This window comes from Streptomyces sp. NPDC058295, from assembly GCF_042880655.1.
In the GTDB taxonomy this organism is placed as follows: Bacteria; Actinomycetota; Actinomycetes; order Streptomycetales; family Streptomycetaceae; genus Streptomyces; species Streptomyces coriariae.
On record NZ_JBHVYO010000003.1, the window covers coordinates 138,987 to 152,734 of the forward strand.

Annotated in this window: 12 protein-coding genes; 3 read left to right on the top strand and 9 right to left on the bottom strand. The window is 73.1% G+C overall.

The genetic code is table 11. The features are described from left to right. Positions 1-180: 180 nt before the first annotated feature. The gene (locus ACFVYS_RS04715) at positions 181-2,043 is read right to left on the bottom strand and encodes an endoglycosylceramidase (RefSeq protein ID WP_389498826.1); all 1,863 of its coding nucleotides are present in this window, start codon (positions 2,041-2,043) and stop codon (positions 181-183) included. Positions 2,044-2,254: 211 nt separating this feature from the next. Between ACFVYS_RS04715 and ACFVYS_RS04720 the strand changes: the two genes are divergently transcribed. After that, positions 2,255-3,355: an XdhC family protein gene (locus ACFVYS_RS04720; RefSeq protein WP_389498828.1), complete on the top strand. Its 1,101-nt coding sequence runs from the start codon at positions 2,255-2,257 to the stop codon at positions 3,353-3,355. Positions 3,356-3,552: 197 nt separating this feature from the next. Here ACFVYS_RS04720 and ACFVYS_RS04725 read toward each other — a convergent pair whose 3' ends face one another. Then, complete coding sequence (locus ACFVYS_RS04725) at positions 3,553-4,056, bottom strand: metallophosphoesterase family protein (protein ID WP_389498830.1); 504 nt, start codon at positions 4,054-4,056, stop codon at positions 3,553-3,555. A gap of 134 nt (positions 4,057-4,190) precedes the next feature. Here ACFVYS_RS04725 and ACFVYS_RS04730 point away from each other — a divergent pair, with 134 nt between their 5' ends. Together ACFVYS_RS04730 and rfbC are read left to right on the top strand one after the other, a co-directional pair. Then, complete coding sequence (locus ACFVYS_RS04730; protein WP_389498832.1) at positions 4,191-6,122, top strand: glycosyltransferase family 2 protein; 1,932 nt, start codon at positions 4,191-4,193, stop codon at positions 6,120-6,122. Between the two features lie 4 nt (positions 6,123-6,126). After that, positions 6,127-6,726: a dTDP-4-dehydrorhamnose 3,5-epimerase gene (rfbC, locus tag ACFVYS_RS04735; RefSeq protein ID WP_389498834.1), complete on the top strand. Its 600-nt coding sequence runs from the start codon at positions 6,127-6,129 to the stop codon at positions 6,724-6,726. On the opposite strand, the gene ACFVYS_RS04740 is transcribed toward rfbC, so the two are convergent. The 7 genes from ACFVYS_RS04740 to ACFVYS_RS04770 all read right to left on the bottom strand — a co-directional run bounded on the left by ACFVYS_RS04740 (position 6,716) and on the right by ACFVYS_RS04770 (position 13,651). Next, positions 6,716-7,519, bottom strand: coding sequence for a class I SAM-dependent methyltransferase (locus ACFVYS_RS04740; RefSeq protein WP_389498836.1), 804 nt, complete (start codon positions 7,517-7,519; stop codon positions 6,716-6,718). The two genes, rfbC and ACFVYS_RS04740, sit on opposite strands and share 11 nt — an antisense overlap. Next, positions 7,506-8,414 carry a dTDP-4-dehydrorhamnose reductase gene (gene rfbD, locus ACFVYS_RS04745; RefSeq protein WP_389498838.1) on the bottom strand — a complete coding sequence of 303 codons (909 nt, stop codon included), beginning with the start codon at positions 8,412-8,414 and terminating at the stop codon, positions 7,506-7,508. Before rfbD ends, ACFVYS_RS04740 begins: the two co-directional genes overlap by 14 nt. Further along, a complete protein-coding gene (gene rfbB / locus ACFVYS_RS04750; RefSeq protein WP_389498840.1) occupies positions 8,411-9,379 on the bottom strand; it encodes a dTDP-glucose 4,6-dehydratase in 969 nt (322 codons plus the stop codon). Before rfbB ends, rfbD begins: the two co-directional genes overlap by 4 nt. After that, positions 9,376-10,443 carry a glucose-1-phosphate thymidylyltransferase gene (locus ACFVYS_RS04755; RefSeq protein WP_389498842.1) on the bottom strand — a complete coding sequence of 356 codons (1,068 nt, stop codon included), beginning with the start codon at positions 10,441-10,443 and terminating at the stop codon, positions 9,376-9,378. The genes rfbB and ACFVYS_RS04755 overlap by 4 nt, the downstream gene beginning before the upstream one ends. 67 nt (positions 10,444-10,510) lie before the next feature. Then, positions 10,511-10,693 carry a hypothetical protein gene (locus ACFVYS_RS04760; RefSeq protein ID WP_389498844.1) on the bottom strand — a complete coding sequence of 61 codons (183 nt, stop codon included), beginning with the start codon at positions 10,691-10,693 and terminating at the stop codon, positions 10,511-10,513. A gap of 82 nt (positions 10,694-10,775) precedes the next feature. Next, a complete protein-coding gene (locus tag ACFVYS_RS04765; protein ID WP_389498846.1) occupies positions 10,776-11,150 on the bottom strand; it encodes a DUF6479 family protein in 375 nt (124 codons plus the stop codon). A 50-nt stretch (positions 11,151-11,200) separates the two neighbouring features. Further along, a complete protein-coding gene (locus ACFVYS_RS04770) occupies positions 11,201-13,651 on the bottom strand; it encodes a SpoIIE family protein phosphatase (protein WP_389498848.1) in 2,451 nt (816 codons plus the stop codon). Positions 13,652-13,748: the final 97 nt, after the last annotated feature.

A 13,748-nucleotide genomic window follows, 5' to 3' on the forward strand; every position in this document is an offset into this window, starting at 1 on the left:
GGGTGGTGGCGGTGCGGGTGGGCCACCAACCACCGGGGGGCGGGACCGGCCAGGGCGCGGCGACGTGGCGCGCACCGCGCCCCGGGGGCGGCCCCCCCCCCCCGGGGGGGGGGGGGGCGGACCCCCCCCCCCACCCCTCCTGTCGTACACCGTGCTGTCGTGCTCTCGTGCCCGGTGGGGCTACCCCACCTTCTGAGTCACCCACGCCGACAGCTCCGTGCGGGCGGCGGCCAGCAGGGTCGCGGACGGCGCGGTCGCCCCGTTGGTGACCAGGGCGTAGTGCACGGTGCCCGAGTCGGGCGCGCCGAGCAGCAGGCGCCGGCTGCCCGTACCGCCCGGTTCGGCGGCCGCGGCGATCTTCGTGGTCGTCGTGTACACGGGCGGGGCGTACACCGTGCCGAGGTCGGAGACGACGGTCGTCGTGGCGGTCGGGAAGGAGGCCGGCAGATGCAGTTCGGTGGGTGCCGTGCCGCCGTTCGAACGCCACACCAGCAGCCCGTACTGGCCGGAGCCGACGAGCTGCTTCGTGCTGGGCAGGGTGCTGGGGACCGGGTTCCAGGTGAGGGTGGTGGAGCCGTCGCGGGAGCGGTCCTCGTAGGTGAAGGCGACGGTGGTGCCGGAGGTGGCGCTCGGGTAGATCCGGTCGAGCAGCCGGGCGTCCTGACGGAGGGTGGCGGTGCCGCTGTCGTCCAGGCGTACGGCGGAGAGGTCCTCGTCGTTCCAGGCGTCGCCGGTCGTGAGCACCTTGTCGGCGTTGCCGTTCATCAGCTCGTGGTGACGGCCGTTGTAGATGTCCCACTGCCACTGCGAACCGGACAGGACCGGTCCCGAGGTCGCCGGGGTGGTCCACCAACTCGCGCCCTTCACCCGGGAGTCGAGGGCCTGGTACATCGCCTTCAGGACGGTCGGCGCCTTTCCGGCGGTGGTGCCGTTCAGGGGGTGGCCGAACTCGCTGACGATCGCCGTCGTCCCGGCTGCGGACGCGCGGTCGCGGACCGTGCCGAAGTCGGTCACGTACTGGCCGTCCTCCGCGTTGCCCCACATCAGGACGCCGGAGATGGCCTTCTGGTCGTAGAAGTGGGTGTTGAAGACATAGCGGGAGCCGAGCGTTCCCGCGTCGAGGAGGCCGCCCTCCTCCTTGCTGACGTTGCCGTTCCAGAAGAGGTTCGGCTCGACGAAGGCGGGCTTGTCGGTCCAGCCGGCCGCGTCCATCCGGGCCCGGAACCTCACGTAGAAGGGCCACAGCAGGTCGCGTTCCCAGGTGCGGCTGTTCTGGCCGGAGTCGTAGGTGCCGGCGTAGGGCTCGTTGTAGGGGTCGAAGCCCAGGACGCCGGTGAACTGCTCGGTGGTGAGGTTCGCCTTGAGGTACGCCATGGTCTTCTGGGCGGTGGCCAGGAAGTAGTCCTGGAGACCGTGGTTGTTGTGCCAGAAGTCGTACTGGGCGGCCTTCACCGCGCCGTTCTGGGTGATGTTCTGCCCCCAGAGGAAGCAGATGCCGCAGGACTCGGCGGGGTAGCCGCCGAGTGCCACCGCCCACGCGGGGGCGCCGTCGCCGGTGTACCAGCTGCCCGAGTTGAACAGGTAGCGGGAGTAGAGGTCCTGGTGGAAGTCGGGGTAGACCCGGATGCCCGCGTCCAGGAAGGCGCCCATCTGGGCGGTGGCGGCGGCCAGGTAGGTGGTGTCGACCTGGCCGCGCACCGGTTCGGCGTAGGCCCAGGAGAGCAGGAAGCGGACGGAGTTGCCGCCGCCGAGGGCGCGCAGGGCCGTGGCGGACTTCTTGGCGTCGGCGACGGAGGCGAAGGGCAGGCCCTTGTTCTCCGCGAGCTTGGTCTCGCCGGAGACGTTGTAGCCGCGCAGGACGACCTCGCGGCCGTTGGCGTCGACGAAGCGGCCGCCCGAGACGGTGAGCGCCGTGCCGTCGAAGGAGAGGGAGTCGGGGAGCGTGGCCGCGCCGGCGGTCGGGGAGCCCGCCACCGTCAGGAAGCCACAGAGTCCGCAGAGGACCACCAGAACAGCGAGCAGACGAGCCCGGATATTCGGCATGTCCACTACAGTCCGGTGATTTCCGGACACCGTCAATACCTTCTGACCCACGAGTAAGTTCATTCCCTGTCAACCCAGTTGGCAACCCGGCCGCGCCGGTTCCCCAGGTGCCCCGCCCGGTGCGGACCGGCGGGCGGAGCCGCTGCGGACTACCGTTCGGGGAAACGGCCGATGCGGGCGGCGCAGCCGTCGCGGCCGGAAGGGAACGATCGTGCGCGAGATTCTCCCGGTGCTGAACGGGTGGTACGCGGCCGGTGCGCCGTTCGGGCTCGCCACCGTGGTCGCCGTCAGCCGCAGCACGCCGCGCGACCCGGGCGCGGCGATGGCGGTGGGGCCGGACGACGAGGTCGTGGGCAGTGTGTCCGGGGGCTGCGTGGAGGGCGCGGTGTTCGAGCTGGCCCGGGAGGTCGTGGCCGACGGAGCGGCCCGGCTGGAGACGTTCGGCTACAGCGACGAGGACGCCTTCGCCGTGGGGCTGACCTGCGGCGGCGAGATCACGCTGCTGGTCCGTCCCGTCACGCCCGGCCTCGACCCGTCGTTCGGCGCCGTCGCGGAGTCGGTCGCCGCGGGCGAGCCGGTGACGGTGGCCACGGTGACCGACGGCCCCGCGCCGCGCGGGGCCACCCTCGCCGTCTGGCCGGACCGGACCTCCGGCACGCTGGGCACGGAGGGCCTGGACGCGGCCGTCACGGCCGACGCGCGCGGCGAGCTCGCGCTCGGCGTCACCGGCGTCCGGCACTACGGGCCGCGCGGCCAGCGGCGGGAGGACGCCGTCCCGGTGTTCCTGCACTCCTTCGCGCCGCCGCCGCGCATGCTGGTGTTCGGCGCGATCGACTACGCGGCCGCCGTGGCCCGGATCGGCGACTTCCTGGGCTACCGGGTCACGGTGTGCGACGCCCGGCCGGTCTTCGCCACCCCGAAGCGTTTCCCGCCGGGAGTCGAGGTGGTCGTGGAGTGGCCGCACCGGTATCTGCGCGACATGGACACCGACGGCCGTACGGCCGTCTGCGTGCTGACCCACGACCCGAAGTTCGACGTGCCGCTGCTGGAGGTGGCGCTGCGCCGGCCGGCCGCGTACATCGGGGCGATGGGCAGCCGCCGTACCCACGACGAACGCCGGGCACGACTCGTCGAGGCCGGACTCACGGACGCCGAGCTGGCCCGCCTGCGCTCACCGGTCGGACTGGACCTGGGGGCCCGTACCCCCGAGGAGGTGGCGGTGTCGGTGGCCGCCGAGATCGTCGCGCTGCGCTGGGGCGGCAGCGGGGCACCGCTGACCGCGACGGCCGGAGCGATCCACCGCGCGAAGTGAGGGGGCCGGCCGCCTTCCGCCCCGATTTCCGCGAGGAGGTGTGAGGCGCGCGCGAACGGGGTACCCGCCCATAACGGACAGGCATGCATGTCCTCTGTCCTTCGTCTCGCGAAGGAAGGAGGTCCGTTGAAGCAACGCACACTCGCAAGTTCCGGGCCGCCCCCGACCCTCTCGGCCGGGCGCGGCCCGGTTCTCTGTCACCGGCGCGGTGGCAGCCGGTGCAGGACGAGATCCGTGAGCCGTCCGTCGGCCGCGGTGGCGGTCAGGTAGGTGCAGTGCGGCTGACGCCGCCGGTCGGTCGGGGAACCCGGGTTGAGCAGCCGGGGTCCGCCGGGGGCGGTGGTGTTCCAGGGGATGTGGCTGTGGCCGAAGACCAGCACGTCCAGGTCGGGGAAGCGGGCGGCGCAGCGGGCCTCCCGGCCCTGGGCGGGGCCCGTCTCGTGGACGACCCCGAAGCGCAGTCCGCCCAGTTCGGCGAAGGCGACCTCGGGCAGCCGGGCGCGCAGCTCGGGCCCGTCGTTGTTGCCGTACACGCCGACGACCCGGCGGCTGCGGCGCTCCAGCAGGTCGAGGGTGTCCGTGTCGACCCAGTCCCCGGCGTGGATCACCACGTCCGCGTGCGGGAGCTCGTCGAGCAGCGGGACGGGCAGCGCCTTGGCGCGCCGGGGTAGGTGGGTGTCGGACATCATCAGCAGGCGCACGGCGCCAGACTACAAAATCCCCGACTCGGACCAATCCGGACAGGTGGGGCGTCGGCGCCGGGGTTAGCATCGGGCCACGCGCACCCTCCGTCCCGCGCACGGCAGAGCGATCCAGCAAGGGGGCCAGGAGCCCGATGCCGGTCAAGGTCAGCGTCATCGTCCCCGTCTACAACCCCGGTCCCTACATCGAGGACTGTCTCGCCTCGCTGCTGAGACAGTCGCTCCCGCCGGACGAGTACGAGGTGATCTTCGTCGACGACGGCTCCACCGACGCCACCCCCGCGCTCCTCGACGCGGTCGCCGCCGAGGACTCCCGGATCCGGGTCGTGCACCAGGAGAACTCCGGCTGGGCGGGCAAGCCCCGCAACGTCGGCATCGACGTCTCCCGGGGCGAGTACGTCATGTTCGTCGACAACGACGACCATCTCGGTGACGAGGCCCTGGAGCGGATGTACGCCTACGGGGTCGCGAACGACGCCGACGTCGTCGTGGGCAAGATGGCCGGCAAGGGCCGCTCGGTGCCGGTGGAGCTGTTCCGCACCAATCGCCCGCACGCCACCGTCGAGAACGCGCCGCTGATCGACAGCCTCACCCCGCACAAGATGCTCCGCCGGGCGTTCCTGGACCGCACCGGCCTGCGCTTTCCCGAGGGGCGGCGGCGCCTGGAGGACCATGTCTTCGTCACCGAGGCCTATCTGCGCGCGGACAACGTCTCGGTGCTCGGCGATTACGTCTGCTACTACCACGTCAGACGCGACGACGCCGCGAACGCGGGCTTCCAGCGGTTCGACCCGGTGGGGTACTTCAAGAACCTCCGGGAGGCCCTCGACGTCGTCGAGCGCTACACCGAGCCGGGGCCGCTGCGCGACAAGCTGTTCCGGCGGTGGCTGCGCGTGGAGATGGTCGAGCGGCTGCGCGGCAGACGCTTCCTGAGCCTGCCCGAGGACTACCGCAGGGAGCTGTTCGAGGAGATCCACGGGGTCGTCGTCGAGCGGTTCGGGCCGGGTGTGGCCGCGCCGCTCCAGCCCACCCAGCGGGTCGTCGCCGCGCTGGCCGCCGACGGACGCTACGACGACGTCGTCGCCTTCGCGGAGTGGGAGGCGGGCGTCGCGCTCGCCGTCGACCCGGAGGACGTCACCTGGCAGGGCGGCGTGCTGCGGATCGCCTTCGCCGCCGAGCTGACGCACGACGGCGGGCCGATGACCTTCCCGTCCGCCGGGGGTTCCCCGCAGTGGCCGCCGCGGGACGTGGCCGAGGCCGTCCGGTGGCTGGGCACGGACACCGTGGGCCGGTTCGACCGGGCCGCGCCCGACCTGCTGCTGCGGGAGCGGGCCAGCTCGGCGCAGTACTTCCAGCCGGTGGACGTGGTCCGGGAGACGGTCCCGGCCGGCGACGGCAGCCAGGTGCGGCTCGTCCTGCGGGCGACCGCCACCATCGATCCCGCCACCGCGCTGAGCGGCGGGCCGGCGGCTGAGGGCCTGTGGGACGTCTTCGTGCGCGTCGGCCTGGGCGGCTGGACGAAGGAGCTGCGGCTGGGACCGGCGCCCCGCCACGGCCGTCCCGTCCCGCCCGCCGGGGTGGTCGCGGGGCGCGTGGTGCTGCCGTACTGGACCGACCGGTACGCGAGCCTGGCGCTGGACGTCGGGCACGCGGGCCGGCGGCTGGGCCTGGGCCGCGTGGCGGCCGACGATGTCACCGTCGCGGAGGACCGCCTCCATGTGGTCCTGCCGCTGCACGTGCCCGAGGCCGCCGATGTGCTGCTGCGGCTGACGGGGGTGAAGTCCGGCGGCTCGCGCGAGGTCTTCGGGACGCTGTCGCCGGGCGGCCGGCTGGCGGCCGTCCTGCCGGTCGGTGATCTGCTGGGCAGGACCTGGCTGACGACGGTCTGCCTCACCCCGGACGTGGAGGGGCCGCGCTTCCACCCGCTGCCCTTCGCCCTGCATGTCGCGTCGGACGGCGTCCTCGTGGTGCCGGCGCCTCAGCCCGCCGGTTCGCGCCGGCTGGCCCGCAGGGTGCGACGGGCGCTGTACCGGGCACTCCAGAGCATCACGCCCCGGAGGAAGTGACGACATGCGGCCACTGGACATCGAGGGGGCCTGGGTGCTCGAACCCAAGGTCTTCCCGGACGCGCGGGGCAGCTTCCACGAGTGGTACCGGGCGCCGGAGTTCCGGGAGGCCACCGGCTACGACCTGGGGATCGCCCAGGCCAACTGCTCCGTCTCCCGCCGGGGCGTGCTGCGCGGGGTGCACTTCTCGGACGTGCCGCCGGGGCAGGCCAAGTACGTCACCTGTGTCCGCGGGGCGGTGCTCGACGTGGTGGTCGACCTGCGGGTGGGCTCCCCCCGGTTCGGGCGGTGGGAGGCGGTCCGGCTGGACGACGACACCCGGCACGCGGTGTTCCTCGCCGAGGGCCTCGGCCACGCCTTCCTGGCCCTCACCGACGAGGCCACCGTGGTCTACCTCTGCTCGACCGGATACGCGCCCGAGCACGAGCACGGGGTGCACCCGCTGGACCCGGCCCTGGGCATCGACTGGCCGGGGGGCGTGGAGCCGGTGCTGTCGCCGAAGGACGCGCGGGCGCCGTCGCTGGCCCGGGCGGAGGCGTCGGGGCTGCTGCCGTCGTACGCCTCCTGCCGGGCCCGCTACCAGGAGCTGCGGGTCAGCGGCTGACGGTCGCCCGCTCCAGCGCTCCGCGCAGCGGTTCCCAGCCCCGGGAGCGGTCGAGACCACGGTTGCGGGCCCGTACGAGGGGCTTCCAGAAACCCGCCCGCAGCAGGGTCTCGGGCCGCACCGCGCGCACCCGCTCCAGGACCGCCTCGGGGACCTTCTGCGGGTCGGGCACGTCGAACTCGGCGATGATCTCGTGGTATTTCTCGCGCAGCACCGGGTTGCGGGGGTCGGCGCCGAAGACGACGAGCTGCCCGGTCGGCTGGGTGTCGACGGGGACGGCCACCAGGTCGGGGCGGTAGCGGGACAGGATCTCGATGAGCTTGAAGACGTCACCGGTCCAGGCCGTGGTGTGCCGGTCGCGGGCAGCCTCGTCGACACCGCGGGGCAGCATGTCGTCGAGGACGATCACGCTCGACCAGTCGGAGTGCTTCTCGACGTTGATGAAGTCGCGCAGCGCGTACTCGAACAGGTGCATGCCGTCGATGAAGGACAGGTCGAGCGTGGTGCGGCCCCAGTGGCCGAGCGGCCGGCGGCCCCGGGCGAGGTTGCGCAGCGGGTGGCGGCCGCCCTTGAGGTGGGCGAGGGGGTTGCGGCGCGCGAAGAAGTCGTCGCTGGTGGCCTTCACCAGGTGGACGTCGCAGCGGATCTCCGAGGTCACCTTGAACGCGGGATCGACCGCGATGCTGGGCACCCGGGACAGCCGCAGGCTGCGGCCGTCGTTGACGCCGATCTCCAGGTAGTTGCGGTTGGCGGTGGCCTTGTGCAGTTCCCGCAGGAACTCATGGCGTTTCACGAAGGGACTCCTTGAGGGACACCGTGTCGAAGGACGCCTTGCGGATCAGGGGAAGCGCCTGCCCCAGGGCGGCGCGCCAGTCCCGTGGCGGCGACAGACCCACCTCCCGCCACCGGCCGTGCGCGAGGACGCTGTAGGCCGGCCGGGGCGCGGGGCGGGGAAAGGCGTCGCCGGTGGTGGGACGCACCCGGTCCGGATCGGCGCCGATCGAGCGGAACACCTCGCGGGCCAGGTCGTACCAGGTGGCCTCGCCGGCCGCGGTGGCGTGGAAGACACCCGTCGCGCCGCGGCCGGCCTTCGGCCCCAGATCGGCGATACGGGCGGCCACGTCCGCGCTCCAGGTGGGCTGGCCGCGCTGGTCGTCGACGACGTCGACGGTGTCGCGGCGGGCCTCCAGTTCCAGCATGGTGCGGACGAAACTGCGGCCGTGGGCGCCGTAGAGCCAGGCGGTGCGCACTATCACGCCGGCGTCGGGGAGCACGGTGCGCACGGCCCGCTCGCCGGCCAGCTTGGTGCGGCCGTAGGCGGTGCGGGGGGACGGTGGGCCGTCCTCCCGGTAGGGGGCGCGGGCCGCGCCGTCGAAGACGTAGTCGGTGGAGACATGGACCAGGCGGGCGCCGTGCGCGGCGCAGGTGGCGGCGAGCAGCCGGGGCCCCTCGCCGTTGACCAGCAGCGCGCGGGCCTCGTCGGTCTCGGCGTCGTCGACGGCCGTGTAGGCGGCGCAGTTCACCACCAGGTCGGGCCGGTGCGCGGCGAAGGCCCGGGCCACGGATCCGGGCCGGGTGATGTCCAGGCCGGTGCGGTCGAGGCCGGTCACGTCCTCGCCGCGCCGGGCCAGTTCTTCCACCGTGTCCCGGCCGAGCATGCCGCCCGCGCCGGTGACCAGCCATCTCATGGCAGCCGCGCCCGTCGTTTCAGGGGTTCCCACCAGTCGCGGTGGTCCCGGTACCAGGCGACGGTCTCGGCGAGACCGGTGGCGAAGTCGTGGCGGGGCCGGTAGCCGAGCTCGGTGCGGGCCTTCGTCCAGTCGACGCAGTAGCGCAGGTCGTGGCCCTTGCGGTCCTCGACGTGCCGGACCCGGCCCCAGTCGGCCCCGCAGGCGTCGAGGAGCAGCCCGGTCAGCTCGCGGTTGCTCAGCTGGGTGCCGCCGCCGATGTTGTGGACCTCGCCGGGGCGGCCCCGGGTGCGGACGAGATCGACGGCCTCGCAGTGGTCCTCGACGTGCAGCCAGTCGCGGACGTTGCGTCCGTCGCCGTAGAGGGGGACCTGCTCGCCGTCCAGGAGGTTCGTGACGAAGAGCGGGATCAGCTTCTCGGGGAACTGGTACGGGCCGTAGTTGTTGGAGCAGCGGGTGACGCGGACGTCCAGGCCGTGGGTGCGATGGTAGGAGAGGGCGATCAGGTCGGAGGAGGCCTTCGAGGCCGCGTACGGGGAGTTGGGGCGCAGCGGGTGGTCCTCGGTCCAGGCGCCGGTCTCGATGGAGCCGTACACCTCGTCGGTGGAGACGTGCACGAACGGGCCGACGCCGTGCCGCAGGGCCGCGTCCAGCAGCGTCTGGGTGCCGAGGACGTTGGTGCGGACGAAGGTGCCCGCGCCGTCGATGGACCGGTCGACGTGGGACTCGGCGGCGAAGTGGACGACCTGGTCGGCGGCGGCCGTCAGCTTGTCGACGAGGTCGGCGTCGCAGATGTCACCGTGCTCGAAGGCCAGCCGGGGATGCCCGGCCGGCAGGTTGGCGCGGCTGCCGGCGTAGGTGAGCTTGTCCAGGACCGTGACGCGCACGGCGGCGTCGCGGGCCAGCAGGCCGCGCACATACGTGGAGCCGATGAATCCGGCGGCCCCGGTGACGAGGAGGTTCATGTGTGGATCTGTACCTTGCTGTGATCGCCGAGAACCAGCCGGTGGGCGCTGGACACCCCGGCCGCCGGGGTGACCTCGACATGCCGGCCGATCAGGGAGTTCTCGATGCGGCCCACCCCGTCGATGGAGGAGTCGCGCAGCACGATGGAGAACTCCAGCTCGCTGTCGGTGATCCGGCAGTTGTCGCCGACGGAGGTGAAGGGGCCGATGTAGGAGTCGCGGACCTCGCTGCCCGCGCCGAGGACGACGGGCCCGACCAGGCGTGAGTTCACCACCCGGGCGCCGGTCTCCACGACGACCCGGCCGACCGTCTCGGAGGCCTCGTCGACCTCGCCGTCGATCCGGCGCTCGACGCCCTCCAGCACGGTCCGGTTGACCTCCAGCATGTCGACGACGTTCCCGGTGTCCTTCCAGTAGCCCTTGATGATCGTGGAGCGCACCCGGGCCCCGGTGTCGATGAGCCGCTGGACGGCGTCGGTGATCTCCAGCTCGCCGCGCCGGGACGGCCCGATGGCGCGTACGGCGTCGTGGATCGCGGCGGTGAAAAGGTAGACGCCGACCAGGGCGAGGTCGCTCTTGGGGTGCGCGGGCTTCTCCTCCAGGCCGACGACCTGTCCCGCGGGGTCGAGTTCGGCGACGCCGAAGGCGCGGGGGTCGGGGACCCGGGTGAGCAGGATCTGGGCGTCGGGCCGGGTCCTGCGGAACTCGTCGACGAGGTCGGTGATGCCGCCGACGATGAAGTTGTCGCCGAGGTACATCACGAAGTCGTCCTCGCCGAGGAAGTCACGGGCGACGATCACCGCGTGGGCGAGGCCGAGCGGCCTGTCCTGCGGGATGTAGGTGATGTCGAGGCCGAACCGGGAGCCGTCGCCGACGGCCTCCCGGATCTCCTGCGCGGTGTCACCGACGATCACACCGACCTCGGTGACGCCGGCGGCGGCGATGGACTCCAGGCCGTAGAAGAGCACGGCCTTGTTGGCGACCGGTACGAGCTGTTTGGCCGAGGTGTGGGTGATCGGCCGCAGGCGTGTCCCGGCGCCGCCGGACAGCACGAGAGCCTTCATCAGCCTCACTCCAGCCCCGGCCGCCGGGCGGCAACCGCTTCATTCGCTCACGCCGACCGTCTGCCGGTCAGTCCTCACCCCTGACAATGTTCCATTCCGGGCCGGACTGCATCCCGGCGACCGCCCCGGGAACGGCGACGGCCGCCATGCAGGTACGCGGCGCGGCCGCCGCACGGCGCAGGCGACGGGCCGTGGCCCAGCCGGTCTCGGCCCGGCGGATCGCCGGTTTCTCCTGGACGTACGCGGTCACGACGGTTCAACACCCTTCTCGGTCACACGGCTGTGGTCCCGGGACCTTCTCGGTCACACGGCTCTCTTAGGGTCATCGGGATTCAGGGAGCACCCTGGCCGCCGCTGCCGAACGAGCCGCCGGAGCCCTCGTCCCAGCGGGGGCGGCTCTGGTCGGCGCTGTCGCGGCTGCCGGTGGGCCGCAGCTCGTGCGGGGTGAGGCGTTCGCTCTCCTCCGCCGCCAGCGGCATCTCGTTGGGCTCGCGGGCCCGGCGGGTCTCGTGGGCGGGGCCCGAGCCGGGCCTGCGGGGCTGTTCGTGCGGCTTCGGCGGCGCGGGCTCACGCTCGCGGACCTTGATGCCGAGCCGGAAGGCCCAGATCAGACCGCCGACGAGAACGATCCCGACGACGATGAAGGCGACGGTGGCCAGCACGGACTTTCCGGATGCCGCGAGGGTGACAGAGGCGAAGGTGTCCATGGGCGGCGGGTACCCCCTTCGAGCTCCGGGACACGTGGCGGTCGGGCGGCTCAGTGGTCCAGCGCCAGTTCGCTCCACACCTGCTTGCCGCCGCTGACCGGTACCGTCCCCCAGGCGTCGGACATGGCCTCGACGAGGAGGATGCCCCGGCCGCCGGTGGCCTCCCAGCCCAGACTGGTGGGCTTGACGGGGGTGCGGGGCGAGGCGTCGGTGACGGCGACGCGCAGTCGGCGGCCGATCAGGACGAGGTCGAGGCGGACCCGGCCGTCGGTGTGCACCAGGGCGTTGGTCACCAGTTCGGAGACGACGAGCAGCGCGCTGTCCATGGCCTCGGCGGGCACGCCCCAGGTGCGCAGGGTGCGCCGGGTGAAGCGGCGGGCCTGCCGGGCCGCCTCGGGCACCCGCCACACCGTCCAGCCCTCGCGCAGGGGTTTGACGGCCATGCCGTCGTAGCGCATGAGGAGCAGGGCGACGTCGTCGCCGCGGTGCGCGTTGCCGAGCAGGGCGTCGGCGACGAGACCCAGGTGGGCGGGGTCGGACACGGCCAGTTCGTGGGCGAGGCGGTCCAGGCCGGTGTCGATGTCCATGTCGGCGGACTCCACGAGCCCGTCCGTGGTCAGAGCGATGACGGTGCCGGGCAGCAGGCGCAGCGGGGTCATCGGGAACTCGGCCCGGGTCACCACGCCGAGGGGCGGGCCGCCGTCCGTCTCGGCGATGTCGGTCGATCCGTCGGGGTACCGCAGGACGGGTGGCGGGTGTCCGGCCCGTACGCACCAGGCGGTGCCCTCCTCCATGTCGACGTCGACATAGCAGCAGGTGGCGAAGAGGTCGGTCTCCAGCTCCATCAGGAGCCGGTTGGAGTGGGAGACCACGACGTCCGGCGGGTGTCCCTCGGCCGCGTAGGCGCGCAGTGCCGTGCGCATCTGGCCCATGAGGGTGGCGGCGCCCGCGCTGTGTCCCTGGACGTCACCGATGACGAGGGCGACGTGGTGGTCGGACAGCGGGATCACGTCGTACCAGTCGCCGCCCAGCTCCAGGCCCGCGGTGGCCGGCAGGTAGCGGGCGACGGCGACGGCGCCGGGGAGTTCCGGCAGGCGGCGCGGGAGCAGCTGGCGCTGGAGCATGCCGACGAGTTCGTGTTCGGCGTCGAAGGCGCGGGCGCGCGTCAGGGCCTGACCGGCGAGGCCGGCGGAGGCGGTGAGCAGGGCGCGCTCGTCGGGGCCGAAGTCGTGCGGCTCGTCCCAGCCGATCAGACAGGCGCCGACCATCCGTCCCCCGGCGGACAGCGGCAGGACGGCGAGGCCACCGGGGCCGACCTCGGCGAGGGCCGGTTCCAGGGCGGTTCCGGCGGGCCAGATTTGGGCGCGGCCCTCGCGCAGGGCGGCGGCGAGGGTGGGCATCGCGCGTACGGGCGCGTCGGGCCACTCGGCACGCCACTCCAGCTGCCACAGCTCGGGCCAGGACTCGGGTTCGGGCGGGTCGAGGACGGTGACCACGAGCCGGTCGTTCTCCAGTTCGGCGAGCGCGATCCGGTCGGCCCGCAGCGGCTTGCGCAGCGCGGCGACGACGGCCCGGCCGACGTCCCTGACGGTGCCCGCGGTGGCGAGCGCGGCGGCCAGCCGCTGGACGCGGGCTACGTCGGTGACCTCGCCGCGCAGGGTGGAAGCGTCCGTGACGGTGCCGACGAGCCGCGCCGGTCGGCCGTCTCCGGGCAGCAGCCGGCCGCGCAGCCTGAGCCACCTCGGCGGCCCGGCGGGCTGGAGGACGCGGAACTCCAGCTCGCGCTCGCCGATCGACATGTGGCCGGCCTCGACGACGGACATCAGCGAGGGCAGGTCCTCGGGGACGGTGAGCCCGAGCAGCGTCTCCACCCGGCCGTCGAACCGGTCCCGGCTCAGCCCGAACAGTTCCAGGATCGCGTCGCCGACCTCGACCCGGCCGGTGTCCATGGCCAGGCTGAAGGCGTCGGGGCGCAGTTCCTCGTCCTGGGCGGGGACGGCGGGGGCGGGGAGGGCGACAGCCTCGGCCACGAGCTCCAGGCAGGCCCGTTCGTCGGCGCCGAAGCCGCCGGGGCGCTCGCTCACCGCGAGCAGACAGCCGCCCGTGCCGCCGTGCAGGGGCAGGACGGCCAGGTGGACGTCGCGGGCGGGCATCCGGCGCGCCTCCGCGCAGTCGGCCAGCTCCGCCGGGCCCAGCCACATCGGCCGCCCGGCACGGTGGGCGTCGGCGGCCGGCGAGTGGCCGTCGAGCGGGTAGCTCTCGCGCAGTCCGTACAGCGTCCTCGGGACGCCGGCCGAATCGACCAGCCGGAGCGGGTCTCCGTCCCCGCCGGGTGTGTAGACCGCGGCGAGGACCGCGCCCGCGAAGACGAGTGCCTGTTCGAGCGTGCGCCTCACCCGTTCGGGCGAGACGGGATCGGCTGTGATCGTTTTGAGCGCGATTTCGGCACGCAGGGGCCCCGTTCTGCGCTCCGCGGCACCCTCATCGACCACGTCCGCCATTACAGCGCCAAAGGTGCCCCCGCGCAGCCCCTGTGGCCGTTTCGTGGAGGCGATCCGGGGTCGGACCGCCGGCCGTGCTCGAAACGGACCGAACATG

What these genes read in the sequence shown, in the direction of transcription:
- ACFVYS_RS04755 (WP_389498842.1), bottom strand. Translation starts at nt 10,443, where the DNA reads ATGAAGGCTCTCGTGCTGTCCGGCGGCGCCGGGACACGCCTGCGGCCG.
- rfbB (WP_389498840.1), bottom strand. Translation starts at nt 9,379, where the DNA reads ATGAACCTCCTCGTCACCGGGGCCGCCGGATTCATCGGCTCCACGTAT.
- ACFVYS_RS04715 (WP_389498826.1), bottom strand. Translation starts at nt 2,043, where the DNA reads ATGCCGAATATCCGGGCTCGTCTGCTCGCTGTTCTGGTGGTCCTCTGC.
- rfbC (WP_389498834.1), top strand. Translation starts at nt 6,127, where the DNA reads ATGCGGCCACTGGACATCGAGGGGGCCTGGGTGCTCGAACCCAAGGTC.
- ACFVYS_RS04765 (WP_389498846.1), bottom strand. Translation starts at nt 11,150, where the DNA reads ATGGACACCTTCGCCTCTGTCACCCTCGCGGCATCCGGAAAGTCCGTG.
- rfbD (WP_389498838.1), bottom strand. Translation starts at nt 8,414, where the DNA reads ATGAGATGGCTGGTCACCGGCGCGGGCGGCATGCTCGGCCGGGACACG.
- ACFVYS_RS04770 (WP_389498848.1), bottom strand. Translation starts at nt 13,651, where the DNA reads ATGGCGGACGTGGTCGATGAGGGTGCCGCGGAGCGCAGAACGGGGCCC.
- ACFVYS_RS04730 (WP_389498832.1), top strand. Translation starts at nt 4,191, where the DNA reads ATGCCGGTCAAGGTCAGCGTCATCGTCCCCGTCTACAACCCCGGTCCC.